This is a genomic window from Dickeya sp. CFBP 2040 (assembly GCF_012273755.1).
Lineage (GTDB): Bacteria > Pseudomonadota > Gammaproteobacteria > Enterobacterales > Enterobacteriaceae > Dickeya > Dickeya poaceiphila.
Genome location: NZ_JAAVXH010000006.1, coordinates 16,068 through 41,990, shown reverse-complemented (window position 1 = coordinate 41,990; position 25,923 = coordinate 16,068). Strand labels below are relative to the sequence as shown.

The following is a 25,923-nucleotide window of genomic DNA, read 5'->3' as shown; positions in this document are numbered from 1 at the left end:
GGGCGTGCCTGATGGGTGCGCCGCATGAGTCCACATGAATTAGGCAGGAGAACAGACCGTGTTTCTGATTCAGGAAATTATCCGTAAAAAACGGGACGGCCATCCGCTCAGTGCGGAAGAAATTCGCTTTTTCATCAAAGGGGTGCGCGATAACACCGTGTCAGAGGGGCAGATTGCCGCGCTGGCGATGACCATCTTCTTTCATGATATGACCATGGATGAGCGGGTGGCGCTGACGCTGGCGATGCGCGATTCCGGCACGGTGCTGGATTGGTCCGGCTTAAACCTGAATGGCCCGCTGGTGGACAAACATTCGACCGGCGGTGTTGGTGATGTCACGTCGTTGATGCTGGGACCGATGGTGGCGGCCTGTGGCGGCTATGTCCCGATGATTTCAGGTCGCGGTCTGGGGCATACCGGCGGCACGCTGGATAAGCTGGAGTCGATTCCGGGGTTGGATATCTTCCCTGAAGATGAGGTGTTCCGGCAGATCATCCGTCAGGTTGGGGTGGCGATTATCGGCCAGACCAATTCGTTGGCCCCGGCGGATAAACGTTTTTACGCTACCCGCGATATCACCGCCACTGTCGATTCCATCCCGCTGATCACCGCTTCGATTCTGGCGAAAAAACTGGCGGAAGGGCTGGACGCGCTGGTGATGGACGTCAAGGTCGGTTCTGGTGCGTTTATGCCGACTTATGAACAGTCGGAACAGCTGGCGCAGGCGATTGTCGGCGTTGCCAATAATGCGGGTTGCCGTACCAGTGCGTTGCTGACCGACATGAGCCAGGTGCTGGCATCCAGTGCGGGTAATGCGCTGGAGGTGCGTGAAGCGGTGCGTTTTCTGACTGGCGAGCAGCGTAATCCGCGTCTGTTTGAGGTGACGATGGCGTTGTGCGAATCCATGCTGCTGGCTGGTAAGCTGGCGCACGATGCTGCCGAGGCGCGATCCAAATTGCAGGCGGTGCTGGACAACGGCCAGGCAGCGGAAGTATTTGGCCGAATGGTGGCCGCTCAGCACGGTCCGGCAGATTTTGTCGAACACTATGATCGCTATCTGCAACCCGCGACGCTCAGTAAACCGGTGTTTGCGGAACGTGAAGGCTTTGTCAGTGCGATGAATGCGCGAGCGTTAGGTATGGTGGTGGTCGCCTTGGGTGGTGGCAGACGTCAGGCCAGTGATATCATTGATAGTAGTGTCGGGTTGAGTGATATGGTTAGTTTAGGTGACCGGGTGGATGCGCAACGTCCGCTGGCGGTCATTCACGCCAGAACCGAGTCTGACTGGCAGCAGGCTGCGCAGACGCTGCGCGAGGCAATTTGCCTTGATGATCATCCGCCGCTGCCTTGTCCGCTGATTTATCGCCGTCTGGATGTCACGGACATCTAGTCTACCGTCGCCGCCTGGCCTTATGTACATGTACAAGCAGTACCCTTACGCACGACGCAGGAGATAACAACATGAAACGTGCATTTATTATGGTTCTCGACTCGTTTGGGATTGGCAGCGCTGCCGATGCCGAACGATTTGGCGACGCTGGTTCAGATACGCTGGGCCATATCGCACACGCCTGTGCACAAGGCAAGGCCGATGTTGGCCGACAAGGGCCGCTGCGGTTGCCGAACCTGAGCCGTTTGGGGCTTGGCAAGGCGGCGGAAGGCTCTACCGGGCGGTTTCCGCCGGGGCTGGACCCGCAGGCCGATATCATCGGCGCGTACGCCTACGCCAGCGAAATTTCTTCCGGTAAGGACACGCCGTCCGGCCACTGGGAAATCGGCGGTGTGCCGGTGTTGTTCGACTGGGGCTATTTCCACGATGAACATAACAGTTTTCCACAGGCACTGCTGGATCGACTGGTCGAGCGCGCCGGGCTGCCGGGTTACCTCGGCAACTGCCATTCATCCGGTACGGTGATCCTCGACCAGCTTGGCGAGGAACACATGAAAACCGGCAAACCGATTTTTTACACCTCAGCCGATTCGGTATTCCAGATAGCCTGCCACGAAGAAACCTTTGGGCTGAAGAAACTGTACGAACTGTGTGAAATCGCCCGTGAGGAACTGACTGACGGCGGTTACAACATTGGGCGGGTGATCGCCCGGCCATTTGTCGGCGACAAAACCGGACAGTTCCAGCGTACCGGTAACCGTCACGATCTGGCGGTGGAGCCGCCAGCGCCGACCATGCTGAAAAAGCTGGTGGATGAGAAGGGCGGCAACGTGGTGTCGGTGGGGAAAATCGCGGATATCTACGCTAATGTCGGCATCACCAAAAAGGTGAAAGCCACCGGCATCGATGCGCTGTTTGACGCCACGCTGAAAGAGATGGAACAGGCAGGTGACGACACCATCGTGTTCACCAATTTTGTTGATTTCGACTCGTCCTACGGCCATCGCCGCGATGTGGCGGGGTATGCCGCCGCGCTGGAGTTGTTTGACCGTCGCCTGCCGGAGATGCTGGCTCGCGTCACCGGCGATGACATTCTGATTCTGACTGCCGACCACGGCTGTGACCCGACCTGGCCCGGCACCGATCACACCCGTGAACACGTGCCGGTACTGATTTACGGGCCGGGTGTTACGCCGGGCGACTACGGCCACCGCACTACCTTCGCCGATATCGGCCAGACCGTCGCCCGCTATTTCGGGCTGTCGCCGATGGATTACGGCACGACAATGTTATAACAGAGTGAATGTTATGACAGGAACCCAGGCCGAACGTTATAATTTATCACTATGATTACACAATGAATTTGAGAAGGAAGAAGAATGGCTACGCCACATATCAATGCGAAAATGAATGACTTTGCGGACGTGGTGCTGATGCCGGGCGACCCGCTGCGCGCTAAATACATTGCGGAAACTTTTCTGGAAAACGCAGTGGAAGTGAATAACGTGCGCGGTATGTTGGGCTTCACCGGGACTTACAAAGGCCGCCGCATCTCCGTGATGGGGCATGGCATGGGGATTCCATCCTGTTCCATCTATACCAAGGAACTGATTACCGAATACGGCGTGAAGAAGATTATCCGCGTTGGTTCCTGTGGTGCCGTGCGTAGTGACGTAAAGCTGCGCGATGTGGTTATTGGCATGGGTGCCTGCACCGATTCCAAAGTAAACCGGATTCGTTTTAAAGATCACGACTTTGCCGCCATTGCTGACTTCGACCTGCTTCGTCACGCGGTAGACGCAGCTAAAGCACGCGGCATCAACACGCGCGTCGGCAACCTGTTCTCTGCTGATCTGTTCTACACGCCGGACTCACAGATGTTCGACGTGATGGAGAAATACGGCATTCTGGGTGTAGAAATGGAAGCGGCGGGTATTTATAGTGTGGCGGCGGAGTATGGGGCCAAAGCGCTGGCAATATGCACCGTATCTGACCATATCCGCACCCACGAGCAGACTACCGCCGCTGAGCGCCAGACCACCTTTAACGAGATGATCGAAATTGCGCTCGAATCGGTGCTGCTGGGCGATAAAGCTGAGGCTTGAGGCGATAAAACAACGCTGCCGTCTGGCAGCGTTGTTATTTTCAGCCTCTGTATCCCCCGCCTTGTTACCCCAGCGGTAGCGCCATAATAATGGCGTCTTCCCTACCACTGGCGGTCGGATAATAATCCGCCCGTATCGAGACGTCGTTGAATCCCAAACGTTGATATAGCGCGATAGCGCGTGCATTGGAGGCACGAACTTCCAGCCATAGCGTGAGAATGTCGCGGCGTTCCAGTTCGGCAATCAAGTGTTCCAGCAACTGACGCCCGTAGCCATGGCGCTGATGTGCCGGGGCGACGGCGATATTGAATAACGTGGCTTCGTCCAGCACCACCTGGGTGATAGCGTAGGCCACCAGTTGCTGGTCATGGCACAGTTTCAGGTTGAGGTAGCGTTCGCCCTGGTTGCTGGCGAAGGTTTTTGCGCTCCACGGGAAGGCGTGGCTTGCGCATTCAATGTCAAATGCCTGCGGCAGGTCAGCCGCGGTCAGGGTGGAAATCATGTTCATGGTGACAAATCTGTTGCCACAGGGCGCGTTTCGCCCCGGCGTTGTGATAAAGCTCGGCCAGTGCCGGGCTGGTCAGTTGCACGCCATCCCACTGATCGCTGACGGGCAGCCCCAGCCACCAGCTATGGCAGCGGGTGTGCTCCGGCAGCATTTGCGCCTGACGCGGCGTCAGGCTCATGATGTGCTGTGGTGAGAGATTCAGGCTGCGTACCACATCCTGTAATAACGGATCATCGCTGGCAGGAAGCGGATCGGCGATGATCAGCAACCGGGCGTCAGGCGGCAGGCTGACGGCAATTTCGCCTTTCAGCACCGACGGACGACGCAAGGTCCACTGGGTGATCCCCAGTTGCTGCAATAGCCAGTCCCGTCTCGATGTCATGCCTTACTCCGCGTGCGATGGTCGGTGCACGATACCTACGATGATAGATGATGCTTACGATAATAGTGGTGCACGAGGATAAGAGTGCTCGATAGTGCGGGGCTATGCTAACAAATCGCTGAACCTGCGCCAACAAACCACTATAATCCCCGCTCAGTTTATTGAGGAGCCAGACCTGATGTCCGCATTTACCCCTGCCAGTGAAGTGATACTGCGCCACAGTGATGAATTTGTTTCCCGCCGGGTGCTGTTTGCCGGCGATTTACAGGATACGCTGCCCGCGCATTTTGACGCAGCCGCCGTCACCGTGCACACCATGCAATATCACCATTGGCAGCAGTTACAGCCTGCATTGGGCGACAACGTGCACTTTTCGCTACAGGCGCAGGCAGAAACCGTGGCTGGATGCGACACTTTGATCTACTACTGGCCGAAAAGTAAGCAGGAGGCGCAGTTCCAGCTGTTCAACCTGTTGTCGCTGCTGCCGGTGGGATGCGACATTTTCGTTGTTGGCGAGAATCGTAGCGGAGTACGCAGCGCCGAAGACATTCTGGCGCCAGTCGCCGCCATCAATAAGATCGACAGCGCTCGCCGTTGCGGTCTCTATCACGGCTGTCTGGAAAAGCAGCCTGCTTTTGCGCAGGAAGCGTGGTGGAAGGAATATGATGTGGATGGTGTATCAGTACGCACACTGCCGGGCGTATTTAGCCGCGATGGTCTGGACGTCGGCAGCCAGCTCCTGCTTTCGACGCTGGAACCACACCGTAAAGGCAAAGTGTTGGATCTTGCCTGTGGCGCTGGGGTACTGGCGGCGGCGTTTGCCCGACTGTCGCCAAAAATTCGCCTGACGCTGAGCGATGTCGGTGCAGCGGCGCTGGAAGCCAGCCGGGCGACGCTGGCGGCCAATGGCCTGGAAGGGCAGGTGATCGCCAGCAATGTGTATTCCGATATTCAGGGGCGTTTCGATCTCATCATCTCCAACCCGCCGTTCCATGATGGTATGCAGACCAGCCTGCACGCAGCGGAAATGATGATTCGCGGCGCGGCTTCTCACCTGAATCAGGATGGTGAATTGCGCATCGTCGCCAACGCCTTCCTGCCATATCCTGCTCTGCTGGATGAAACCTTCGGCAGTCATGAAGTCATTGCCCAGACTGGCCGTTTCCGGGTTTACCGCGCTATACAGCGCCGTAATAAGAACCGTTAACGGCATCGCCCGGCTTTTGCCGGGCGCAGTAAAATCTTGAGTGCTGTTTTTTACGGCAAACACGGCTGCAAGACGGAAATAATGATTGACGTTGGTGCGAAAACCTCTAGAATGCGCCTCCGTGGTGACATTATGTGACTAATGTTGCTTGGTTTGCGAAGGTGGCGGAATTGGTAGACGCGCTAGCTTCAGGTGTTAGTGTCCTTAGGACGTGAGGGTTCAAGTCCCTCTCTTCGCACCAAACTCACCACTCGCACCAAACTCACCACAGATTTGTATTTCACAGTACCTGCGAAGGTGGCGGAATTGGTAGACGCGCTAGCTTCAGGTGTTAGTGTCCCTAGGACGTGAGGGTTCAAGTCCCTCTCTTCGCACCACTGGGATACAAATCAATGTGTTGCAGTACCAATCGTAGTAAAGTAGTAAACAAGTGCAGTACACAGTGCGAAGGTGGCGGAATTGGTAGACGCGCTAGCTTCAGGTGTTAGTGTCCTTAGGACGTGAGGGTTCAAGTCCCTCTCTTCGCACCACTCTCCTTTAATCTTTATTTCAAATCTTTATTTCAGCTACAGCCCAGCGATTCCCCTTCACGATATAAAATCAACGGTTCGTCTCTGTTTTCTTGTCGTTGTGCGTTACACCCGTTTAGGGCAGGTGTTGCCAGCCATTGAGCGTAAGTGACAACGCCGCCAGGCCGCCTGCCAGCGCGATGCAGGATGGCAGCAGCAGATAGTGACGCATCCGGCGATGAAACAGCATACTTAATGTGACCAACATCGCCAGTGCGCAGATGTACTTCAGGCAGGTCAGATTTAGCGCAGGCAGAGCCAGCAACGGCATCAATCCAGCTGGCAGCAGTATGCCCCAGGCGCTGGACAGACGTTTACCAAAATACCAGCTTATTCCCCATAGCCCACAGGCGGCGATCATGGCGGTCAACATTGCGACCCCTCTTCTTGATAATGATAACCAATATCATATATCAGATTTTAGACGATACAACCGCCGCCCTCTGGTTTTTGTAGCGTCTGCCGTTTGGCGACGGCAGAGTGTTATCTTGGCAGTAATCAGGTGCGGTGCAGATAGTCACGTATCAGTTTCAGCATGTTTAGTAGCGTGGCGGAACGGTCATGTTTGCGCCAGATAACGGCGATCTGCGTCGTAAGGTGCGGCGTGTTGGTGTCGTGGTAAGTCACATTACCGGTCTGGATGCTGGCCAATGATTCGGGAACAAAGGTTACGCCAAAACCTGAGGCTACCATACTGATGGTGGCGGTGATATGTGGCGCCAGCGGATTGATTTTGGGCTGGTAGCCCGACAGGTAGCAGGCGCGGATAATCAGGTCGTGCAGGCTGGGGCAAAGTTCTCGCGGAAAAATGATCAGCGGTTCCTGCTGCAATTGCCCAAGATTGATGCGTGTTTGAGCGCTGAACGGGTGATTTTCCGGCAGCACCAGCCGCATCGGCTCATCGGCCAGTAGTTCGCCTTCAAACTCTTCGCCGATGTCGCCCGGCAGGCGTACGAAGGCGATGTCTGTGGTGCGGTTGCGCAGGCTATCCAGAATCTCATGAATATGTTCTTCCCGCGGCTGTAGTCGGACGCCGGGATAATGCTGCCGGTAGCGGCGTAATAACGTCAGTACAGCGGGGTGAAAGGTGACCGCACAAGAGAATCCGACATTGATGGCGCCGCTCTCTCCGCGAGCAATGCTGCGCACTCGCTCCACGGCTGAATCGGCCAGTTCCAGAATATGACTGGCATCCTGATATAGGGCTTCGCCCGCCTCCGTCAGTTCCACGCCGCGGGTCAGACGTTTGAACAATGGCGTGCCGATTTCCCGCTCAAGTTTTTGAATCTGTTGACTTAATGGTGGCTGTGATATGCCAAGCATTTCCGCTGCACGGGTGAAATGTCGGGTTGAGGCCACTGCGACAAAATAGCGCAGGTAACGTAACTCCATATATTTTCGATCTCCAAATGGCCATATCTCTGTATTGGAACTTTGGTGTGACGAAGGTCAATATTCAAGTGAAACATTAAATAAATTTAAGTTGATCATCGTCAGAAGGGAAGAGATATGAAAGATGTTAACTGCGTCGATCCTTGCGTCAGGGAACTGACCAGCTTTGCACTTCATCATCAGAAACAGCATCCGGAGTGCGTTATTTATCAGACCTCATTAATGAGCGGCCTTATTAATGGGGTTTATGAAGGTAACATCACCATGGAAGAACTGCTTAAACATGGCGATTTCGGATTAGGGACGTTTAATGATCTTGACGGTGAGCTGGTCGCGCTCAACAGCCGCATCTTCCAATTGCGTGAAGACGGCAGTGCCCGTGCGGCGCTGCCATACCAGAAAACGCCCTTCGCGGTAATGACCTTTTTCCGGCCAACGGAGCAGATCCATTTCGGACAATCTATTGACCGTGAAGCGATTCATCAACGCATTGATGACTTGATTGCAACAGAGAATCTGTTTTGTGCCCTGCGGATAGATGGCCGGTTTAGCCATGTAGAAACCCGCACGGTGCCTCGCCAGGAACGTCCTTATAAACCGATGCTGGAAGCGATTGCCCAACAACCCACGTTCCATTTCGAACAGTGTCAGGGCAGCGTTATCGGTTTCCGTAGTCCTGCCTATGTTCAGGGGATTAATGTGGCTGGTTATCACGAGCATTTCATTACCGATGACCGTAAAGGCGGTGGGCATATCCTTGATTATCGATTGGAAGAAGGGGTACTGACGTTTGGCTCTATCGCCAAACTGGTCATCGATCTTCCCCGCGACAGGGATTTCCTGAAAGCCAATTTATCCCCTGAAAATCTCGATAGCGTTATTCACTCCGTAGAGAGCTAACGCATCGCGCAGGTACTGAAAGCACAAGCACACTGTTATGCAGAGGATAAATGTTATGAAAAATATGGATGGTCAACAGCATTGGTCTAGCGGTGCGGAGCTGATCGTAAAACATCTTGAGCAGCAAGGCGTCAACTATGTCTTCGGCATTCCTGGTGCAAAAGTCGATCGCGTGTTTGATTCGTTGGTCGATTCGTCGATTCAAACCATTCCTGTGCGGCATGAAGCCAATGGCGCTTTTATGGCGGCGGCTGTTGGTCGCCTGACCGGCAAGGCAGGCGTAACGCTGGTGACCTCTGGTCCCGGCTGTTCTAATCTGGTCACCGGGTTGGCTACTGCGACGTCGGAAGGTGACCCCATGGTGGCATTGGGTGGTGCGGTTAAACGCGCCGACCGTCTGAAGTTGACCCACCAGAGCCTGGATACCGTCAGCCTGTTTCAGCCGGTGACCAAATACAGCGCTGAAATCACTGTATCGTCAGCGATTTCAGAAGTGATGGCCAACGCCTTTCGCGCCGCTGAGTTTGGCCGACCAGGCGCTGCGTTCATTAGCCTGCCGGAAGATATTGTCAACGAACCGGCTGACAGCCCGATTCTTGCTTATACCAGCCTGCCAACCCTTAACAGCGCACCACATGCGGATGTCGAACGGGTAGCCGGGCTGATAAAAAAAGCCAAAAACCCGATACTGTTGCTGGGGTTGATGGCCAGCCAGCCGAAGAACGCGCAAGCGCTGCGACGGTTACTGCATCATAGCCGTTTGCCGGTGACCAGTACCTATCAGGCTGCCGGGGTGATTGATCAACAACATTTTGACCATTTTGCCGGTCGGGTAGGGTTGTTCAACAATCAGGCCGGCGACAAGTTGCTACAGCAGGCAGACCTTATCGTCACGGTCGGTTACAGCCCGGTGGAGTATGCGCCGGCGCTGTGGAATTCAGGTCATGCCACGCTGGTGCACATTGATGTGTTGCCCGCCGAGGTGGAAAACACCTACCGCCCCGATGTGGAACTGGTGGGCGACATTAGCATCACTATCGATATGCTCAACGACCAATTAAGCTCGCCGATTGTGCTGTCGCCCCAGTCGGAGGCGATTCTGGAAGAACGTCGTCAACTGCGCCATCAACTGGCGGCCCGCGCTATCAACATGGACGGCTTCGCCATCCATCCGCTGCGGTTGGTGCGGGTAATGCAGGATCTGGTCAATAAAGACGTCACCTTGTGTGTGGACATGGGCAGTTTCCATATCTGGCTGGCGCGCTATCTTTATAGCTTCCGCGCCCGTCAGGTGTTGATGACTAATGGGCAGCAGACGATGGGAGTCGCGTTGCCGTGGGCGATTGCCGCCGCACTGGTGAATCCCAACCAGAAGGTGGTGTCGGTATCCGGGGATGGCGGTTTCATGCAATCCAGCATGGAGCTGGAAACGGCGGTGCGGCTGAAATCCAACATTCTGCACATCATCTGGGTAGATAACGCCTACAACATGGTGGAAATTCAGGAAGAGAAAAAATATCACCGTGCTTCTGGCGTCAAATTCGGCCCTATCGATTTCAAAGCCTATGCGGAAGCCTTCGGCGCCAAAGGGTTTGCCGTGGAATCGGCGGCTGAACTGGTGCCGAAACTCTGGCAGGCGATGGATGTGGATGGCCCGGCGGTGATTGCCATTCCAGTGGACTACTCCGATAACCATTATCTGATGGAGAACGTCAACATCAGCCACCTGATCTGAGGCGTCATACGCCCGGTTCAGATATGTCGAACCTACCGGCTGCAAAGCATTGCAGCCTCGTAGAGCGCTGTTCGCCTATCGTGTAGACACGGTGGTTCTCTGTTGCTCCACGCGTCCTGAAGCTCCCTGTGATGGGAGCTTGGTTGACCGGTTCGCGCTGAGGCGCGGCCAGATAAACAGCCCGATATTGGCAGGACGCGCGTTTTTTTGCCATATCCCGTCTCACATTGGCCAATCGCCTTGTCAGTAATTCGATTGATACGATGCCCTACTCTCCTGACATCATCACAGCGATTTTTAATGGTAATGCTCCGTCTTTGGCTGTCTTGCCTGACAGCAATGTACTTTGCTGCTGGCGGGAGGATATCTACGACGATCACAAAATTAGCTAATGACGATGATGTCATGTTGCCTGAAATAATCTAATTTTATGGTTTTTTCGCATTATTTTATCTAATTTAAATTGCGGGAATCCCCTCTGATATCAAACCATAAAATCATTTTTTAATAATAAGTAGTGTTGATTTTATTTTTTTATTTGGATTTATATTTTGATTATTTTTTATTTTTTGAATTTATACGCTAATCACTTGTTTGTGTTATTTGATGTGGGTTTATCTTTTTATATAGATAAACTTATGGTTGTGGGAGTGGTGGAATGTCGGCTTCGGTGGTAAGTTCAGGGCAGAATAAACGTTTGCGTCGTGGGCCTGGCGCCTCAACGCGCAGCTAACGTAGAGAGAAAAAAATGGCAAACCGCACCCCGTTGTATGAACAGCATCTGGCCGATGGCGCCAAAGTGGTGGACTTTCATGGCTGGATGATGCCGCTGCATTATGGCTCTCAGTTGGATGAACATCACACTGTACGCAACAACGCTGGCATGTTTGATGTGTCGCACATGACGATTGTGGATCTGCGCGGTGTCCGCGTCCGCGAATTTTTGCGTTATCTGTTGGCAAATGACGTCGCAAAACTTAGCCAACCCGGCAAGGCGCTCTATACCGCCATGCTGACGCCATCTGCTGGCGTGATCGACGATCTTATCGTTTATTTCCAGACTGAAGACTATTTCCGGCTGGTAGTGAACTCCGCTACCCGCGAGAAAGATTTGGCCTGGATTACCGAACACGCCAAACCGTTCATGGTGGAGATTAGTGAACGTGAAGATCTGTCGCTGATCGCGGTGCAAGGGCCGCAGGCACAGGAAAAAGTGCGCAGCCTGCTGAGCGATGCTCAACGCGAACAAGTGGCTGGCATGAAACCCTTCTTTGGTGTGCAGGCCGGCGACCTCTTTATCGCCACCACTGGCTATACTGGCGAAGCAGGCTATGAAATTGCGTTGCCGCAGGAACAGGCGGTCAGCTTCTGGCAACAACTGCTGGCAGCCGGTGTTAAACCCTGTGGACTGGGCGCGCGTGACACGTTGCGTCTGGAAGCGGGCATGAATCTGTACGGTCAGGATATGGATGAATCCGTCTCTCCGCTGGCGGCCAACATGGGCTGGACCATCGCCTGGCAGCCGGAGGATCGTCAGTTTATTGGCCGTGATGCGCTTGAACGTCAGCAGTCTGAAGGCACTGAACAACTGGTTGGTTTGGTGATGACTGAAAAAGGCGTGTTGCGTCACGGTCAACCGGTCCGCTTTACCGATAATCATGGCGTGATGCAGGAAGGGGTGATCACCAGCGGGTCGTTTTCGCCCACGCTGGGGGTCAGCATTGCGCTGGCCCGTGTTCCTGCCGGTATCGGAGAGCAGGCTGTTGTGCAGATTCGCAATCGTGAAATGCCGGTGCATGTGACCAAACCGAATTTCGTCCGCGCTGGCAAGGCATTGGTTCAGTTTTAATTTTTAGCGTTAATGGAAGGAGAACGTGGCAATGAGTAATGTCCCGGCAGAACTGAAATATACCTCATCCCATGAGTGGGTGATGGCGGAAGGCAATGGCGTTTACAGCGTGGGCATCACCGAGCACGCACAGGAATTGCTGGGTGATATGGTGTTTGTCGATCTGCCGGAAGTCGGTAGTACGGTTAACGCCGGTGATGATTGCGCGGTGGCGGAGTCCGTCAAGGCGGCATCCGACATCTACGCGCCGATCAGCGGTGAAATCGTGGAAATCAATGAAGAGCTGGAAGGCGCCCCGGAACTGGTGAACAGTGCGCCTTATGCTGAAGGTTGGCTGTTCCGCATCAAAGCTTCTGACGAAACCGAGCTGAACGAATTGCTTGATGCCGCTGGCTATCAGGCGCTGCTGGAAGAAGAAGACGACGAAGAAGAATAAGCCTGACGCCCCCGTCCGCTTCCCAGGACGGGGCGTTGTTATGGTCCGCTTGTTTTGTGATTTGTTTTTTTGCGAATGGTTTGCTTGTTTTCTGAACTTGTTTAATTGCGCTGCACACCACTGTGCTCAATGCAGGAAATTCCCCCACATGACTCAGACTCTCAGTCAACTCGAACACGGCAGTGCCTTCACGGAGCGCCATATCGGCCCGTCAGCCGCTCAGCAACAGCAGATGCTGGCTGCCATTGGCGAGAATTCGCTGGATGAGCTTATCCGCCACATCGTACCCGCCGATATTCAGTTGCCTCAACCGCCGGCGGTTGGCGATGCTGCCACCGAGTATCAGGCGTTGGCCGAACTCAAAGCTATCGCCAGCCGCAACCAGCGTTACAAAAATTACATCGGCATGGGCTATCACGCGGTGCTGACGCCGCCGGTGATTTTGCGCAACGTGCTGGAGAATCCGGGCTGGTATACCGCGTATACGCCGTATCAGCCGGAAGTATCGCAGGGGCGTCTGGAAGCGTTGTTGAATTTCCAGCAGATGACGCAGGATCTAACCGGGCTGGAGCTGGCTTCCGCCTCGTTGTTGGATGAAGCGACCGCCGCCGCAGAAGCGATGGCGATGGCGAAGCGCGTCAGCAAGCTCAAGCAGGCCAATCGTTTCTTCGTTGCTGACGATGTGCATCCGCAGACGCTGGATGTGGTGCGTACTCGTGCGCTGACCTTCGGTTTTGACATCGTCACCGGTAATGCCGCTGACGCCGTGAAATATGACGACATCTTCGGCGTATTACTGCAACAGGTGGGTACCACCGGCGAGCTGCACGACTATCGTGCGCTGATGTCTGAGCTGAAAAGCCGTAAAGTGATCATCAGCGTGGTGTCGGACATCATGGCGCTGGTGCTGCTTGATGCGCCGGGCAAGCAAGGTGCTGACATCGTGCTGGGGTCCGCCCAGCGTTTCGGCGTACCGATGGGGTACGGTGGTCCGCACGCAGCGTTTTTCGCCTGCCGCGATGAATACAAACGCGCCATGCCGGGCCGTATTATCGGCGTTTCGCGCGATGCTGCCGGTAACACCGCGCTGCGTATGGCGATGCAGACCCGTGAACAACATATTCGCCGTGAAAAAGCCAACTCTAATATCTGTACTTCACAGGTGCTGCTGGCCAACATAGCCGGGATGTACGCGGTGTATCACGGTCCGCAGGGGCTGAAACGCATCGCCGAACGCATCCATCGTTTGACCGATATTCTGGCTGCCGGTCTGACGGCGCGCGGCCTGACGCTGCGTCATCAGCACTGGTTCGATACGTTGACGGTTGAGGTTGCCGATAAGGCGGCGGTGCTTAGTCGCGCACTGAGCGCGGGTCTCAACCTGCGCGCCGACCTGGATGGTGTGGTGGGCATCGCATTGGATGAAACCACCAGCCGTTATGACGTACTGGCGCTGTTCGCTGTGCTGTTGGGTGACGATCACGGGCTGGACATCGATACGCTGGATGCAGCAGTAAGCCAGCAGTCGGCGTCGATCCCGGCGGCACTGTTGCGCGGTGACGACATCCTGACTCACCCGGTGTTCAACCAGTACCATAGCGAAACTGAGATGATGCGCTATCTGCATCGTCTGGAAAGTAAGGATCTGGCGTTGAATCAGGCGATGATCCCGCTCGGTTCCTGCACCATGAAGCTCAATGCGGTGGCGGAAATGCTGCCGATTACCTGGCCGGAATTTGCCGAACTGCATCCGTTCTGCCCGACTGAGCAGGCGCTGGGTTATCGTCAACTGATCACGCAGTTGTCCGACTGGCTGGTGCAACTGACTGGCTATGACGCGGTGTGTATGCAGCCGAACTCCGGCGCGCAGGGGGAATACGCCGGTTTGCTGGCGATCCGCCGTTATCACGAAAGCCGCAATGAAGGCGAGCGCAATCTCTGCCTGATTCCGAGTTCTGCCCACGGCACCAACCCGGCTTCCGCCCAAATGGCGGGGATGCAGGTAGTGGTGGTGGCCTGCGACAAACAAGGGAATATCGACCTGCACGACCTGCGGGAAAAAGCGCAGCAGGCAGGCGATAAGCTTTCCTGCATCATGGTGACCTATCCGTCCACCCATGGGGTATATGAAGAAACCATCCGTGAAGTGTGCCAGATAGTCCATCAGTACGGCGGCCAGGTGTATCTGGATGGTGCCAACATGAACGCGCAGGTAGGCATTACCTCACCGGGATACATTGGCGCGGATGTGTCGCACCTTAACCTGCACAAGACCTTCTGCATTCCACACGGCGGCGGTGGCCCAGGTATGGGACCGATTGGCGTGAAAGCGCATCTGGCGCCGTTTGTGCCGGGGCACCAGGTAGTGGAAATGGATGGCGTGCTGACCCGTCAGGGGGCTGTTTCCGCCGCGCCGTTCGGTAGCGCCTCTATCCTGCCGATCAGTTGGATGTATATCCGTATGATGGGTGCTCAGGGGCTGAAGCAGGCTAGCCAACTGGCGATCCTGAACGCCAACTATGTGGCGACGCGCCTGAAAGATGCCTATCCGGTGCTGTACACTGGCCGCGATGGTCGCGTGGCACACGAGTGCATTCTGGATATTCGTCCGTTGAAAGAGGGCACTGGCATCAGTGAGATGGATATCGCTAAGCGTTTGATCGACTATGGTTTTCATGCGCCGACCATGTCCTTCCCGGTCGCGGGCACGCTGATGATCGAACCGACCGAGTCGGAAAGCAAAGTCGAACTGGACCGTTTCATTAATGCGATGCTGGCGATTCGCGCGGAAGTAGACCGTGTTGCCGCCGGTGAATGGCCGCATGACGATAACCCACTGGTGAACGCGCCACATACCCAAACTGAACTGGCAGCCGACTGGTCGCATCCGTATAGCCGTGAATTAGCGGTATTCCCAGCCGGGCAGACTCACAAGTACTGGCCGGCGGTAAAACGTCTGGATGACGTCTACGGTGACCGTAACCTGTTCTGCTCCTGTGTGCCGATGAGCGAATACCAGTAAGCGCGGTTTTTTACTGCATAAAGCGGGAGGCGTGAGTCTCCCGCTTTTTTGTCTGGCGTGGTTTGGAATCCGGCTGGTAGAGTGAGTGTTTTCTTCCCTGAGATCGGCTCAGAACGGGAGAGTGGTCAGAATTAACGCAGGTGGAAAATCATGTTAGGGATTCACGATCTTTCGTTGTTTATCTTCTCCGGCATTTTGCTCAACATTATGCCGGGGCCGGATTCGCTACTGATTATGACGAAGAGTTCATCTCAGGGATGGCGCGCAGGTTCGGCAGCGGCGCTGGGTATCGGTTGTGGCACGTTGGTGCATGTTCTGGCAGCGGCGTTGGGGTTGTCCGCCATTCTGGCTACCTCGGCCACGGCGTTTACGGTGTTGAAGGTGCTGGGGGCGGTCTATCTGGTTTATATCGGCATACAGGCGTTGCGATATCAATCCGCCTCTCGTGCTGCGGCTGTCGGCAGTGATGACCAGCCCGTCAGTCGTCCTGTGTTGTCGATGTGGAAAATCTACTGGCAAGGGTTTCTTACCAACGTGCTGAACCCTAAAGTGGCGCTGTTTTTTCTGGCGTTCGTACCTCAGTTCATTGACCCACAGGCACCGCAAAAAGCGCTGGCATTTATCATGTTAGGGTTGATGTTCAATGCTAGCGCGATGCTGTGGTATCACTTTCTCGCGGTATCGACTGCGATGGCCAGTAGTAAGCTGAAAGCCAGCAAGGCAGTGCGCTTTTGTTTGAATAAAACTATTGGCGTGCTGTTTATTTCAATGGGCGTGAAATTGGCGATGACAGCAAGTAATTGATTATAAAATGCAATTTTCCCGATTATGAGCGGCACATTGTGCCGCTCACGGCGAACCCGATTATTTCAGCCAGCCTTTCGCCTGCGCATTTTCCAGATGTTGCTTCAGATAGCCCCACAGCGCCGGGTTAATCTCGCGGATAAAATCGTTGCGGTTCAGCACCTGCTCCAGCTTGATACCGTTTTCTACCCAGCTTTGACCGCCATTGTGCAGGTTCATCAATACCGGCATGACGCGATCAATCATCAATGCAAAGCGCGCTTCGGCGGTATCTCCGGCTTCGTATTCGTGCCATAGCGCCAGAAACTGGTCATGCTGTGGTTGAGGCAGCAGGCCGAATATACGCGCAGCGGCAGCGTGTTCCTGCTCCTGAATGGCTGCACGTGCTTTGAGGTCATACACCAGAACGTCGCCAGCGTCGATCTCCACAATATCGTGGATCAAGGCCATTTTCAGTACGCGGGTGATGTCGATAGTTTCATCGGCATAAGCAGCCAGGCTCATCACGGCGACGGCAAAATGCCAGCTATGCTCCGCAGAATCTTCCTGACGATCAGTACCAATCACTTTGGAACGGCGCTGAACACTCTTGAGTTTGTCGATTTCCATTAGAAACCGGACGACATCGGTCATGGGGCCGAAATCCAGTACGGGTAAAGCAGACGACATCCGTTAACCTCCTGTAATGAAGAGACATCATTGTAGGGGATGTATTGAGAGATGAATACGCAAGAATACCACTCAAAAGCAGCGGGTTTTTATTTTAGCGTACAGCTGTACACTGGAATTGCTCTCAGTTAATCTGCTCAAAGTTTGCTCAGGTTAGCAGGGGGGGCGGGAGATGCAGCCGGTGCACCAGTGTATACCCGTCATACTTCAAGTTGCAGGTGTGTTGGCTGCCCTCGCTCACCCCAATCACTTACTTGGGTAAGCTCCTGGGGATTCACTCGGTTGCCGCCTTCCTGCAACTCGAATTATTTAGGGTATAGATATAATAGGGCCAGTGTGGGACAAGAGGTTGGTATGAACAAGAAAGTGGAGGAGTCTGGGTATACACTGGCGGAAGAAATTGCCAACAGTATCAGCCATGGAATCGGTTGTGTGTTTGGGATTGTCGGGTTGGTGTTACTGCTGGTACAGGCAGTCAATCATGGTGCTACTTCTCTGGCCATCACCAGCTACAGCCTGTACGGCGGTAGCCTGATTTTGCTGTTTCTCGCTTCAACGCTATACCACGCTATCCCTCATCAACGTGCGAAGCTGTGGCTGAAAAAATTTGATCACTGCGCTATCTATCTGTTGATTGCCGGAACCTATACCCCTTTTTTATTGATAGGACTCAATTCGCCGCTGGCGTATGGGTTGATGATCACCATTTGGAGCCTGGCATTGCTGGGCATCATTTTCAAGCTGGCGTTTGTGCACCGGTTTGAGGTGTTATCGCTCATCACTTATCTGGTGATGGGCTGGTTGTCGTTGATTGTGGTTTATCAACTGGCCATGAAGTTGTCTGCCGGCGGCGTGACGCTGCTGGCGATAGGCGGTGTGATATATACGCTGGGGGTCGTATTTTACGTCTGTAAGCGTATCCCGTTTAATCACGCTATCTGGCATGGGTTTGTACTGGGCGGCAGCGTATGCCACTTTCTGGCGATTTACCTGTACGTGCGATAGACCTGTACGTGCGATAGATCTGCTGTAGCCATGTCACCTTACAAAAAACATCAGGGAGCTGCCGCTCCCTGATGTTTTTATCGGACGGTTACTCGTCCAGCGCATAGGGCAACGGCTGAATGGCGAGTTGGCTACTGCTGTCGTCACGCACTCGCAACACGCTGTCCACCTCCAGATCATTATTCAGCACGGCCTGAACCCATAGCGTACCATCATGCAGTTGGCTGGCTGCCAGCACTGTGCCGGTACGTCGCCAGTTGTCGCCGAGCTTCAGTTCCAGCTCATCGCCCACCGAAGGCGGTTGCGCACCAGAGCCAGCCAGCCAGTATAGCGCGCGTTTGTTAGCGCCGCGGTATTTGGCTCGTGCGACCATTTCCTGGCCGGCATAGCAACCTTTGGTGAAGCTAATACCCTGCAGAGCTTGTAAATTGGTGGCCTGTGGAATGAACTGTGCGCCGTTGGCGCTGTCTATAATAGGTTGGCAGGCTGCAATATCCAGTGCCAGCCATTGGCGACTATCATTAAATGTGACGTGGGGTTGCAGTGTTTCGATAAGGGACGCGGCGCATTGTGCATCCAGTACCAGCAGGAAGCGCTCGGCAGGGTGGGCCAAATGCAGCAGTGTCGCTCCCGGTTGGTGCACTACGGTGTTGTCTGCGTCGGGCAGGGTATCGAACAAAGGAGCAAGATGGGCTCGGATGTTGAGACCTGCTGCACCCAGTAGAACGACGCTGTCATCAGCCGCAATAGTAGTTTTGGAGAATACTGCGTATTTTTTCAGCTCCGCTAATTGGGTATCCCGCACACTGCGACGCTCCAGATAGGCTAATCCGTCGCCGTAATGGAACAGACGCATATTGCTCCACATCTTGCCTTTGGCATCGCAGTGGGCACACAGCACATGCTGGTTTGACTGTAACGCATTGACGTCGGCGGTGAGCTGCCCTTGAAGGTATTTGACAGTGTCCGGCCCGGTGAGTGTGACGAGCGCCCAGTCATCCAGAGATATCAAGGTGGCGGGCAGTTGAGCGGAAGAAAACAACGGTTGTACGGTAAACGGATGAGCCATATTACAATCCTGCGATGCGTAATGTCAGCGAATAGTCCAATGGTAAAAGAGCGACAACGGTTTGCAAGCAGTTTAGGCTGTGTTCCGTTGTGTGTTGCAGACTGGCGGAGCAGGCAATTGAGGTCAAAGGGTAAATGGAGCGAATCGTGCGATATACCGCGCATCGTAAAATAGTACACGCGCTAATACGCGAAAATATGTCAAAGTGTTACTATTGGTTGAAGGCCATCAGGTAGAATAGGGTTATACCAGCGGTCATTATCGATCTGTACGGATAACCATAAGAAGTGGGCGAAGAACATGGATATCAATAATAAAGCACGCATTCACTGGGCGTGCAGGCGCGGAATGCGCGAACTGGACATCTCCATCATGCCGTTTTTCGAGCATGAGTACGACACACTGAGCGACGACGACAAGCAACAGTTTATTCGTCTGTTGCAGTGCGACGATCCCGACTTATTCAATTGGTTGATGAACCATGGCGAGCCGGTCGATCCGGGTTTGAAACGCATGATTTCCCTTATTCAGATGCGAAATAAAGATCGTGGCCCAGTGGCAATGTGATTTGCGCGTATCCTGGCGTATGCAGCTGTTTTCGCTGCTGACGCACGGATTTTTGGTGCTGATGATTCTGCTGGCTCCGTGGCCGGACGGCTATGCGCCGTTGTGGCTGGGACTGGTGACGCTGGTGGTGTTCGATTTCGTGCGTAGCCAGCGCACCATCAAGTCACGTCAGGGGGAAATCTCCCTGCACGACGAGAACCAACTGCATTGGCAGAACCGTGACTGGCAGATAGTCCGGCGGCCTTGGGTAATGCGCAACGGCGTGTTGCTGTCGTTGCGTGCGGTGGATGGCAAGGGGCATCAGCGCCTGTGGCTGGCATCAGACAGTATGGATTGCGAAGAGTGGCGGCTGTTACGCCAGCTATTGCAGCAACACCCGTTACAGGGAACGCAATCCTCCCGGCATCATTAAATTGCGCGGTTCGACTCAGGCGGTTTACTGCTTGCCTGAGTGCGAACCTGGTGCAGCGCGAGCGCGTCAGAGTAACGCTGCCATTTCCAGCAGGATCTGCTCGCACCATTGTTGAATGCGCTCGTCGCTCATGTCGTACTGATTCACTTCATCCAATGCCAGACCAACAAAGTGTTGACCATCTCCCGTTACCGGTTTTGGGCTGGTGAAATCGTAGCCTGCGGTCGGCCAGTAGCCGATAAAGCGCACCCCCAGCGGCTTGAGTTGGTCATGCAGCATACCGAGCGCATCCAGAAACCATTCGCTGTATCCTAACTGGTCGCCCATGCCATAAAGCGCGACGATTTTGTCTTTCAAATTCAACGCCGATAACTGCGCCCAGATGGCTTCCCAATCTTCCTGAATTTCACCAAAGTCCCAGGTAGGGATGCCAAGAATCAGCATCTCGTAGTTTTCCATTTCCTGAGGCGCAACGTCTTTTACGTTGTGCAGGTCGACCAGTTCCTCGCCCAGAATGTCGCGGATTTTCTCCGCCGCCATTTCGGTGTAACAGGTGCTGGTGCCGTAAAAAAGTCCTATTTTCATAAGTGTCTGATCGTGATTGCATCAAATAAAGGCGCTATAGCTGTGCACTTAGCCTAACGGAATATGATGGGGGCGTACAGGGTGGGGGAAGAAGAGGGATGAAAGCCATGCCTTCATCCCTGCAACATTTAACTCAGAGACTGGTGGCGGGTTTCTTTGGTCAGCAGCAGAGCGATCAGGGTCAGTGATGCCATACCAGCGAGATAAACGCCCACATAGAACAGCCCATAATGGCTGGTTAACCAGGCAGCGATATACGGCGCTACGGAGGCCCCCAAAATGGAGGAAACATTATAAGAGAACGACGCGCCGGTATAACGTACTTCGGTTGGGAACAGTTCCGGCAGCAGTGCGCCCATCGGGCCGAAGGTTAATCCCATCAGACTCAGGCCGCATAGCAGAAACGCCATAATCAGCGTCTGGTTGCCAGAACCCAGCAAAGACGGAAACGCCATCGCGAACACCAGCATCATGCAGGTCACGGTGATCATGGTTTTGCGACGACCGACCGCATCAGCCAGATAGCCCGCTACCGGGATCATCAAACCGAAACCGATTACCGCCATCATTAACATCCACAGGAAGTTGTTACGTGGAATACCAAGCCCTGCTGGTGCAGGTGTGGTGCCGTAAGTCATCGAGTAGACGGTCATGATGTAAAACAGGGTATAAGTCGCCAGCATAATGAAGGTGCCCAGAATCGTGGCCTTTACATGTTTGCTCAGCAAGGTGCCCAGCGGCACGCGTACCTGTTTCCCTTCTTTGGCGACTTTAGCGAAAACCGGTGTTTCGTGCAGCGATACACGCACGTACAGGCCGATAATCACCAACACAGCCGAGGCAATGAACGGTACACGCCATCCCCAGCCCATGAACTGCTCATTGGTCAGCACCCAGGACAGCAGCAGAAAGGTGCCGTTGGCAAAGAAGAAGCCGATTGGTGCGCCCAACTGCGGGAAGGAGCCGTACAGCGCGCGTTTGTGCGCCGGGGCGTTTTCTGTCGCCAGCAGCGCCGCGCCGCCCCATTCGCCGCCGAGACCCAGCCCCTGACCGAAACGGGCCAGCGCCAGCAGCAGCGGAGCCAGTACGCCGATGGTTTCATAACTCGGCAGCAGGCCGATCAATACGGTGGAGATCCCCATGGTCAGCAGCGAGGCAACCAGCGTGACCTTACGACCAACGCGATCACCGAAATGGCCGAACAGCGCAGAACCTATCGGGCGTGCCACAAATGCGATGGCGAAGGTTGCCAGCGATTGCAGCGTAGCAGCAGTAGCGTCACCCTGCGGGAAAAAAATGTGCGGAAATATCAGCACGGCAGCGGTAGCGTAAATGTAAAAATCGAAGAATTCGATGGCGGTGCCGATCAGTGAGGCGACCACCACTTTATTGCGCGAGTTTACCGGCGCGTCTGGTGTTTGACTGTCAATAGTGGATGAGATGGAGGCTTGCATAGTTTTTTCTTTTTTGTAACACACGAACATGCATTCTATGCATAGAAAAAAGCGCTTTTCAAACCAGTGACGCGCCTGATGACGGCCCTTTTGGTCAGAGCATCCCAGGATGTGCTGGAATAATGAAATATAATCCCTGTTGTGCTCTGTTTTGCCACAGGATGTAATGAAATTGAGAATGATTACCGAATTGTACCCCGAACATACTCGCTGAGGCATAATAGTGGGATGATATGGTCTGCGGTGTGACAGGAGAGAATGTGATGCAGAAACAGGATCAGGCGGTAATCGAACAGTTTCTGGATACCCTGTGGCTGGAACGCAATCTGGCGGAAAATACGCTATCGTCCTATCGTAATGACTTGTGCTCGCTGGCGCAGTGGCTGGCGCATCACGATAGCAGTCTGTTGCAGGCACAGCCGTCGGATCTGCAGGATTTTTTGGCTGAGCGCCTGGAAGGTGGTTACAAGGCTACCAGCTCGGCCCGGCTGCTAAGCGCAATGCGGCGTTTGTTTCAGTATCTTTACCGGGAAAAACAGCGAACTGATGACCCTAGTGCGCCGTTATCGTCGCCTAAACTACCGCAGCGGTTGCCGAAAGATCTGACTGAGGCGCAGGTGGAAGCGCTGCTGGCGGCACCGGTTACCGATCAGCCGATTGAACTGCGAGACAAAGCGATGCTGGAATTGCTTTATGCGACCGGACTTCGCGTATCGGAACTGGTGGGACTGACCATCAGTGATGTTAGCTTGCGGCAGGGCGTGGTGCGTGTAGTGGGAAAAGGCAACAAAGAGCGACTGGTGCCGCTGGGGGAAGAAGCGGTGTACTGGCTGGAACACTATCTGGAGTACAGTCGCCCGTGGTTGCTAAATGGCCAGACGCTGGATGTGCTGTTTCCAAGTAACCGCGCCCAGCAGATGACGCGCCAGACCTTCTGGCACCGCATCAAGCACTATGCGACACTGGCGTCTATTGACAGCAATAAACTTTCTCCGCATGTTTTGCGTCATGCCTTTGCCACTCACCTGCTCAATCACGGTGCGGATCTGCGGGTGGTACAGATGTTACTGGGCCACAGTGATCTGTCTACCACGCAGATTTATACCCACGTTGCGACGGAGCGGCTGAAGCAACTGCATCAACAGCACCATCCCAGGGCATGATGCTCGACTGGCTGGCAGGCTGTTATGGCAGGTTCTCCCGCCAATAAATATGGATAAGCACGGCGCTTGCGCCCTGATAACAGGATAATTCCATGAAAAAACGTGTAGTGCTCTTTTCGTTACTGGCTCTGGCTTTGAGTGGCGCGGTGCGTGCGGATGACGCCGCTATCAAGCAGACATTGAACCGTCTGGGTTTACAAAACGCGCAAGTGAAAGATTCTCCCGTCAGCGGCATGAAAACTCTGCTAACCGAAAATGGCGTGCTTTACATCACCGACGACGGCAAACACCTGTTGCAGGGACCGTTGTATGACGTCAGCGGCACGAACCCGGTGAATGTCACCAACCATATGCTGAACGAGCGTCTGGAGGCTTTGAAAGACCAGATGATCGTCTATAAAGCGCCACAGGAAAAACATGTCATTACCGTGTTTACCGACATTACCTGCGGTTACTGCCACAAGTTGCACGAGCAGATGAAAGACTACAACGCGCTCGGCATTACGGTGCATTATCTGGCGTATCCTCGTCAGGGCATGAACTCTCAGGCGGCGAAAGACATGCAATCCATCTGGTGCGTGGCGGAGCGCAACAAAGCGTTTGATGCGGCCATGAAAGGCGATGGGGTATCGCCCGCTACCTGTAAAACCGATATCGGCGCTCACTATCAACTGGGCGTGTTGTTCGGCGTGCAGGGAACACCGGCAATTGTGCTGAGTGATGGCACGGTGGTGCCGGGGTATCAGCCGCCCAAAGAAATGAAGGCTATGCTGGATGCCCACCAGGCATCGCTGAAATCAGGTGGCTAATTGAATCGAGTGGTTAATCAAGCGTGAATGTTGTTACCCAACTCCGTCGCCGCCCGGTGACGGAGACGGAATTACCTGACTCTCTTCCTGCGTTATTACGGCGTTTATACGCCCATCGCGGCGTGAGACAGATGCAGGAACTGGAACGCAGCCTGCGCGGCTTGCTGGATTATCGTCAGCTTAGCGGTATTGAGCAGGCGGTTGACGTATTACATCAGGCACTGGCGGACCATCGCCGCATCGTGATCGTCGGCGATTTCGATGCCGACGGCGCTACCAGTACCGCGCTGACGGTGCTGGCGCTGCGCAGCATGGGTGGCCGAGAGATTCAGTATCTGGTGCCTAACCGGTTTGAGGATGGCTACGGGCTTAGCCCTGAAGTGGTAGCGCAGGCTGCTGCCAGAGGCGCGGAGCTGATCGTGACCGTCGATAACGGCATTTCGTCCCATGCCGGGGTGGACGATGCGCACCGGCGCGGCATTGCGGTGGTAGTGACCGACCACCATCTGCCGGGGGAAACGCTGCCGGCGGCGGAGGCGATGATCAACCCTAACCTGCCGGACTGTGCGTTTGCGTCGAAGGCGCTGGCTGGCGTCGGCGTCGCGTTTTACCTGATGATGGCGTTGCGCGCTAAGCTGCGGGAGTCCGGCTGGTTTGCCGAGCGCGGTCTGGCTGAGCCTAATCTGGCCGAATTGCTGGATCTGGTAGCGTTGGGCACGGTGGCGGATGTGGTGCCGCTGGATGCCAACAACCGCATTCTGGTCGCGCAAGGCTTGAGCCGGATTCGTGCGGGTAAATGTAGACCGGGGATTCGCGCCCTGCTGGAAGTATCCAACCGCGATGCGACTCAACTGGTGGCAAGCGATCTGGGCTTTGCGCTTGGACCGCGCCTCAATGCCGCCGGTCGGCTGGACGATATGTCCGTCGGTGTTGAACTGCTGTTGTGCGATGACATTGTGCAGGCGCGGATGCTGGCAAGCGATCTGGATGCGTTGAACCAGAGTCGCCGCGAAATTGAAGCGGGTATGCAGGTGGAAGCGCTGCACTTGTGCGATCAACTGGAACGCAGCCGTGATACGCTGCCGCTGGGGTTGGCGATGTACCATCCGCAGTGGCATCAGGGAGTTGTGGGCATTCTGGCCTCGCGCATCAAGGAGCGTTTTCACCGCCCGGTTATCGCGTTTGCGCCCGCGGGTGATGGCATTCTGAAAGGTTCCGGGCGCTCTATCGCCGGGTTGCATCTGCGCGATGCGCTGGAACGTCTTGATACCTGTCACCCCGGCCTGATGTTGAAATTTGGCGGCCACGCGATGGCGGCGGGGTTGTCGCTGGCGGAAGATCGTTTTGATGAGTTTCGCCAGCGTTTTGCTGATCTGGTCGGCGAGTGGCTGGATGCCTCACAACTGGAAGGCGTGGTATGGTCAGATGGCGAGCTGGCGGCGCCTGAGCTGTCGCTTGGTACCGCTGAAATGCTACGTGAAGCGGGACCATGGGGGCAGGCATTTCCAGAACCGGTCTTCGATGGCCGCTTTCGCCTGTTGCAGCAGCGGCTGGTCGGCGAGCGTCATCTCAAAGTGATGGTGGAACCGCTGGGCGGCGGCCCACTGCTGGATGGTATCGCTTTCAATGTAGATACTTTGCTGTGGCCTGACAGCAGTGTGCGTGAAGTCGAACTGGCGTACAAACTGGACGTCAACGAATTTCGCGGCAAACGTTCGGTACAACTGCTGATAGAACACCTGTGGCCGCTGTAGCGTACAGATGTTGAAACCGACGCCGGGCTTGCCCCGGCGTTTTCTTTTCACCCTGCGGCGCATCCCGCTAAAATCGGTAAAAGCTATAATCGGTAAAAAGCTATAAACCACTGCGCGAATCCGCTACAATTCGCGGT

General features: G+C 54.8%; 24 protein-coding genes and 3 tRNA genes. 19 read left to right on the top strand and 8 right to left on the bottom strand.

Annotation, left to right across the window (positions count from 1 at the left end):
* Positions 1 to 58: 58 nt before the first annotated feature.
* The 3 genes from deoA (at position 59) to deoD (ending at position 3,495) form a co-directional block, all read left to right on the top strand.
* Positions 59 to 1,390, top strand: a complete 1,332-nt coding sequence (gene deoA / locus Dpoa2040_RS00415; RefSeq protein ID WP_042868538.1) for a thymidine phosphorylase — start codon at positions 59 to 61, stop codon at positions 1,388 to 1,390.
* A gap of 71 nt (positions 1,391 to 1,461) precedes the next feature.
* Complete coding sequence (gene deoB, locus Dpoa2040_RS00410; protein WP_168639922.1) at positions 1,462 to 2,685, top strand: phosphopentomutase; 1,224 nt, start codon at positions 1,462 to 1,464, stop codon at positions 2,683 to 2,685.
* Positions 2,686 to 2,769: 84 nt separating this feature from the next.
* A complete protein-coding gene (gene deoD / locus Dpoa2040_RS00405; protein WP_042868542.1) occupies positions 2,770 to 3,495 on the top strand; it encodes a purine-nucleoside phosphorylase in 726 nt (241 codons plus the stop codon).
* A 64-nt stretch (positions 3,496 to 3,559) separates the two neighbouring features.
* Here deoD and rimI read toward each other — a convergent pair whose 3' ends face one another.
* Positions 3,560 to 4,003: a ribosomal protein S18-alanine N-acetyltransferase gene (gene rimI, locus Dpoa2040_RS00400; RefSeq protein ID WP_168639921.1), complete on the bottom strand. Its 444-nt coding sequence runs from the start codon at positions 4,001 to 4,003 to the stop codon at positions 3,560 to 3,562.
* Positions 3,972 to 4,385, bottom strand: a complete 414-nt coding sequence (locus Dpoa2040_RS00395) for a DNA polymerase III subunit psi (protein WP_168639920.1) — start codon at positions 4,383 to 4,385, stop codon at positions 3,972 to 3,974. Before Dpoa2040_RS00395 ends, rimI begins: the two co-directional genes overlap by 32 nt.
* A 178-nt stretch (positions 4,386 to 4,563) precedes the next feature.
* Here Dpoa2040_RS00395 and rsmC point away from each other — a divergent pair, with 178 nt between their 5' ends.
* From rsmC to Dpoa2040_RS00375, 4 genes are all read left to right on the top strand, one after another.
* On the top strand, positions 4,564 to 5,592 hold the full coding sequence (gene rsmC, locus Dpoa2040_RS00390; protein WP_168639919.1) for a 16S rRNA (guanine(1207)-N(2))-methyltransferase RsmC: 1,029 nt from the start codon (positions 4,564 to 4,566) through the stop codon (positions 5,590 to 5,592).
* A gap of 155 nt (positions 5,593 to 5,747) precedes the next feature.
* Positions 5,748 to 5,833, top strand: a tRNA-Leu gene (locus Dpoa2040_RS00385).
* A 50-nt stretch (positions 5,834 to 5,883) separates the two neighbouring features.
* Positions 5,884 to 5,969 (top strand) — tRNA-Leu (locus Dpoa2040_RS00380).
* 67 nt (positions 5,970 to 6,036) lie between these two features.
* Positions 6,037 to 6,122, top strand: a tRNA-Leu gene (locus Dpoa2040_RS00375).
* 115 nt (positions 6,123 to 6,237) lie between these two features.
* Here Dpoa2040_RS00375 and Dpoa2040_RS00370 read toward each other — a convergent pair.
* Positions 6,238 to 6,534, bottom strand: coding sequence for a DUF1435 domain-containing protein (locus Dpoa2040_RS00370; RefSeq protein ID WP_042868549.1), 297 nt, complete (start codon positions 6,532 to 6,534; stop codon positions 6,238 to 6,240).
* 125 nt (positions 6,535 to 6,659) lie between these two features.
* Positions 6,660 to 7,553, bottom strand: coding sequence for a LysR family transcriptional regulator (locus Dpoa2040_RS00365; protein WP_168639918.1), 894 nt, complete (start codon positions 7,551 to 7,553; stop codon positions 6,660 to 6,662).
* Between the two features lie 117 nt (positions 7,554 to 7,670).
* On the opposite strand from Dpoa2040_RS00365, the gene budA reads away from it, so the two are divergent.
* The 6 genes from budA to Dpoa2040_RS00335 all read left to right on the top strand — a co-directional run bounded on the left by budA (position 7,671) and on the right by Dpoa2040_RS00335 (position 16,299).
* A complete protein-coding gene (gene budA / locus Dpoa2040_RS00360; RefSeq protein ID WP_042868553.1) occupies positions 7,671 to 8,453 on the top strand; it encodes an acetolactate decarboxylase in 783 nt (260 codons plus the stop codon).
* A gap of 55 nt (positions 8,454 to 8,508) precedes the next feature.
* On the top strand, positions 8,509 to 10,188 hold the full coding sequence (gene alsS / locus Dpoa2040_RS00355) for an acetolactate synthase AlsS (protein WP_168639917.1): 1,680 nt from the start codon (positions 8,509 to 8,511) through the stop codon (positions 10,186 to 10,188).
* Between the two features lie 748 nt (positions 10,189 to 10,936).
* Positions 10,937 to 12,037: a glycine cleavage system aminomethyltransferase GcvT gene (gcvT, locus tag Dpoa2040_RS00350; protein ID WP_168639916.1), complete on the top strand. Its 1,101-nt coding sequence runs from the start codon at positions 10,937 to 10,939 to the stop codon at positions 12,035 to 12,037.
* 31 nt (positions 12,038 to 12,068) lie between these two features.
* Positions 12,069 to 12,473 (top strand): glycine cleavage system protein GcvH, encoded by a 405-nt coding sequence (gcvH, locus tag Dpoa2040_RS00345; protein WP_042868559.1) that lies wholly within the window; start codon positions 12,069 to 12,071, stop codon positions 12,471 to 12,473.
* A gap of 148 nt (positions 12,474 to 12,621) precedes the next feature.
* Positions 12,622 to 15,495 carry an aminomethyl-transferring glycine dehydrogenase gene (gene gcvP / locus Dpoa2040_RS00340; RefSeq protein WP_168639915.1) on the top strand — a complete coding sequence of 958 codons (2,874 nt, stop codon included), beginning with the start codon at positions 12,622 to 12,624 and terminating at the stop codon, positions 15,493 to 15,495.
* 150 nt (positions 15,496 to 15,645) lie between these two features.
* Positions 15,646 to 16,299, top strand: a complete 654-nt coding sequence (locus tag Dpoa2040_RS00335; RefSeq protein ID WP_042868563.1) for a LysE family translocator — start codon at positions 15,646 to 15,648, stop codon at positions 16,297 to 16,299.
* A 60-nt stretch (positions 16,300 to 16,359) separates the two neighbouring features.
* On the opposite strand, the gene Dpoa2040_RS00330 is transcribed toward Dpoa2040_RS00335, so the two are convergent.
* A complete protein-coding gene (locus Dpoa2040_RS00330) occupies positions 16,360 to 16,968 on the bottom strand; it encodes an HD family hydrolase (protein ID WP_042868565.1) in 609 nt (202 codons plus the stop codon).
* Between the two features lie 354 nt (positions 16,969 to 17,322).
* On the opposite strand from Dpoa2040_RS00330, the gene Dpoa2040_RS00325 reads away from it, so the two are divergent.
* The gene (locus tag Dpoa2040_RS00325; protein WP_042868568.1) at positions 17,323 to 17,973 is read left to right on the top strand and encodes a hemolysin III family protein; all 651 of its coding nucleotides are present in this window, start codon (positions 17,323 to 17,325) and stop codon (positions 17,971 to 17,973) included.
* Between the two features lie 88 nt (positions 17,974 to 18,061).
* Here Dpoa2040_RS00325 and ygfZ read toward each other — a convergent pair whose 3' ends face one another.
* Positions 18,062 to 19,042: a tRNA-modifying protein YgfZ gene (gene ygfZ / locus Dpoa2040_RS00320; RefSeq protein WP_042868571.1), complete on the bottom strand. Its 981-nt coding sequence runs from the start codon at positions 19,040 to 19,042 to the stop codon at positions 18,062 to 18,064.
* A gap of 300 nt (positions 19,043 to 19,342) precedes the next feature.
* Here ygfZ and sdhE point away from each other — a divergent pair, with 300 nt between their 5' ends.
* Both sdhE and Dpoa2040_RS00310 read left to right on the top strand, forming a co-directional pair.
* A complete protein-coding gene (gene sdhE, locus Dpoa2040_RS00315) occupies positions 19,343 to 19,609 on the top strand; it encodes an FAD assembly factor SdhE (RefSeq protein ID WP_042868572.1) in 267 nt (88 codons plus the stop codon).
* Entirely contained in the window at positions 19,590 to 20,021 is a 432-nt protein-coding gene (locus tag Dpoa2040_RS00310) for a protein YgfX (RefSeq protein ID WP_042868574.1), read from the top strand. Before sdhE ends, Dpoa2040_RS00310 begins: the two co-directional genes overlap by 20 nt.
* A gap of 66 nt (positions 20,022 to 20,087) precedes the next feature.
* Here Dpoa2040_RS00310 and fldB read toward each other — a convergent pair whose 3' ends face one another.
* Positions 20,088 to 20,606 carry a flavodoxin FldB gene (gene fldB / locus Dpoa2040_RS00305; protein WP_168639914.1) on the bottom strand — a complete coding sequence of 173 codons (519 nt, stop codon included), beginning with the start codon at positions 20,604 to 20,606 and terminating at the stop codon, positions 20,088 to 20,090.
* 128 nt (positions 20,607 to 20,734) lie between these two features.
* Positions 20,735 to 22,060, bottom strand: coding sequence for an MFS transporter (locus Dpoa2040_RS00300; RefSeq protein WP_168639913.1), 1,326 nt, complete (start codon positions 22,058 to 22,060; stop codon positions 20,735 to 20,737).
* A 263-nt stretch (positions 22,061 to 22,323) separates the two neighbouring features.
* Between Dpoa2040_RS00300 and xerD the strand changes: the two genes are divergently transcribed.
* From xerD to recJ, 3 genes are all read left to right on the top strand, one after another.
* On the top strand, positions 22,324 to 23,223 hold the full coding sequence (xerD, locus tag Dpoa2040_RS00295) for a site-specific tyrosine recombinase XerD (RefSeq protein WP_146411560.1): 900 nt from the start codon (positions 22,324 to 22,326) through the stop codon (positions 23,221 to 23,223).
* A gap of 92 nt (positions 23,224 to 23,315) precedes the next feature.
* A complete protein-coding gene (gene dsbC, locus Dpoa2040_RS00290) occupies positions 23,316 to 24,032 on the top strand; it encodes a bifunctional protein-disulfide isomerase/oxidoreductase DsbC (RefSeq protein WP_168639912.1) in 717 nt (238 codons plus the stop codon).
* A 23-nt stretch (positions 24,033 to 24,055) separates the two neighbouring features.
* Positions 24,056 to 25,786, top strand: a complete 1,731-nt coding sequence (gene recJ / locus Dpoa2040_RS00285; protein WP_168639911.1) for a single-stranded-DNA-specific exonuclease RecJ — start codon at positions 24,056 to 24,058, stop codon at positions 25,784 to 25,786.
* Positions 25,787 to 25,923: the final 137 nt, after the last annotated feature.

Coding starts and splice junctions, on each gene's coding strand:
- deoD (WP_042868542.1), top strand. CDS start 2,770: ATGGCTACGCCACATATCAATGCGAAAATGAATGACTTTGCGGACGTG.
- Dpoa2040_RS00330 (WP_042868565.1), bottom strand. CDS start 16,968: ATGTCGTCTGCTTTACCCGTACTGGATTTCGGCCCCATGACCGATGTC.
- sdhE (WP_042868572.1), top strand. CDS start 19,343: ATGGATATCAATAATAAAGCACGCATTCACTGGGCGTGCAGGCGCGGA.
- Dpoa2040_RS00365 (WP_168639918.1), bottom strand. CDS start 7,553: ATGGAGTTACGTTACCTGCGCTATTTTGTCGCAGTGGCCTCAACCCGA.
- dsbC (WP_168639912.1), top strand. CDS start 23,316: ATGAAAAAACGTGTAGTGCTCTTTTCGTTACTGGCTCTGGCTTTGAGT.
- Dpoa2040_RS00335 (WP_042868563.1), top strand. CDS start 15,646: ATGTTAGGGATTCACGATCTTTCGTTGTTTATCTTCTCCGGCATTTTG.
- deoB (WP_168639922.1), top strand. CDS start 1,462: ATGAAACGTGCATTTATTATGGTTCTCGACTCGTTTGGGATTGGCAGC.
- rimI (WP_168639921.1), bottom strand. CDS start 4,003: ATGAACATGATTTCCACCCTGACCGCGGCTGACCTGCCGCAGGCATTT.
- Dpoa2040_RS00370 (WP_042868549.1), bottom strand. CDS start 6,534: ATGTTGACCGCCATGATCGCCGCCTGTGGGCTATGGGGAATAAGCTGG.
- Dpoa2040_RS00325 (WP_042868568.1), top strand. CDS start 17,323: ATGAACAAGAAAGTGGAGGAGTCTGGGTATACACTGGCGGAAGAAATT.
- ygfZ (WP_042868571.1), bottom strand. CDS start 19,042: ATGGCTCATCCGTTTACCGTACAACCGTTGTTTTCTTCCGCTCAACTG.
- rsmC (WP_168639919.1), top strand. CDS start 4,564: ATGTCCGCATTTACCCCTGCCAGTGAAGTGATACTGCGCCACAGTGAT.
- Dpoa2040_RS00300 (WP_168639913.1), bottom strand. CDS start 22,060: ATGCAAGCCTCCATCTCATCCACTATTGACAGTCAAACACCAGACGCG.
- xerD (WP_146411560.1), top strand. CDS start 22,324: ATGCAGAAACAGGATCAGGCGGTAATCGAACAGTTTCTGGATACCCTG.
- gcvH (WP_042868559.1), top strand. CDS start 12,069: ATGAGTAATGTCCCGGCAGAACTGAAATATACCTCATCCCATGAGTGG.
- gcvT (WP_168639916.1), top strand. CDS start 10,937: ATGGCAAACCGCACCCCGTTGTATGAACAGCATCTGGCCGATGGCGCC.
- fldB (WP_168639914.1), bottom strand. CDS start 20,606: ATGAAAATAGGACTTTTTTACGGCACCAGCACCTGTTACACCGAAATG.
- budA (WP_042868553.1), top strand. CDS start 7,671: ATGAAAGATGTTAACTGCGTCGATCCTTGCGTCAGGGAACTGACCAGC.
- alsS (WP_168639917.1), top strand. CDS start 8,509: ATGAAAAATATGGATGGTCAACAGCATTGGTCTAGCGGTGCGGAGCTG.
- gcvP (WP_168639915.1), top strand. CDS start 12,622: ATGACTCAGACTCTCAGTCAACTCGAACACGGCAGTGCCTTCACGGAG.
- Dpoa2040_RS00395 (WP_168639920.1), bottom strand. CDS start 4,385: ATGACATCGAGACGGGACTGGCTATTGCAGCAACTGGGGATCACCCAG.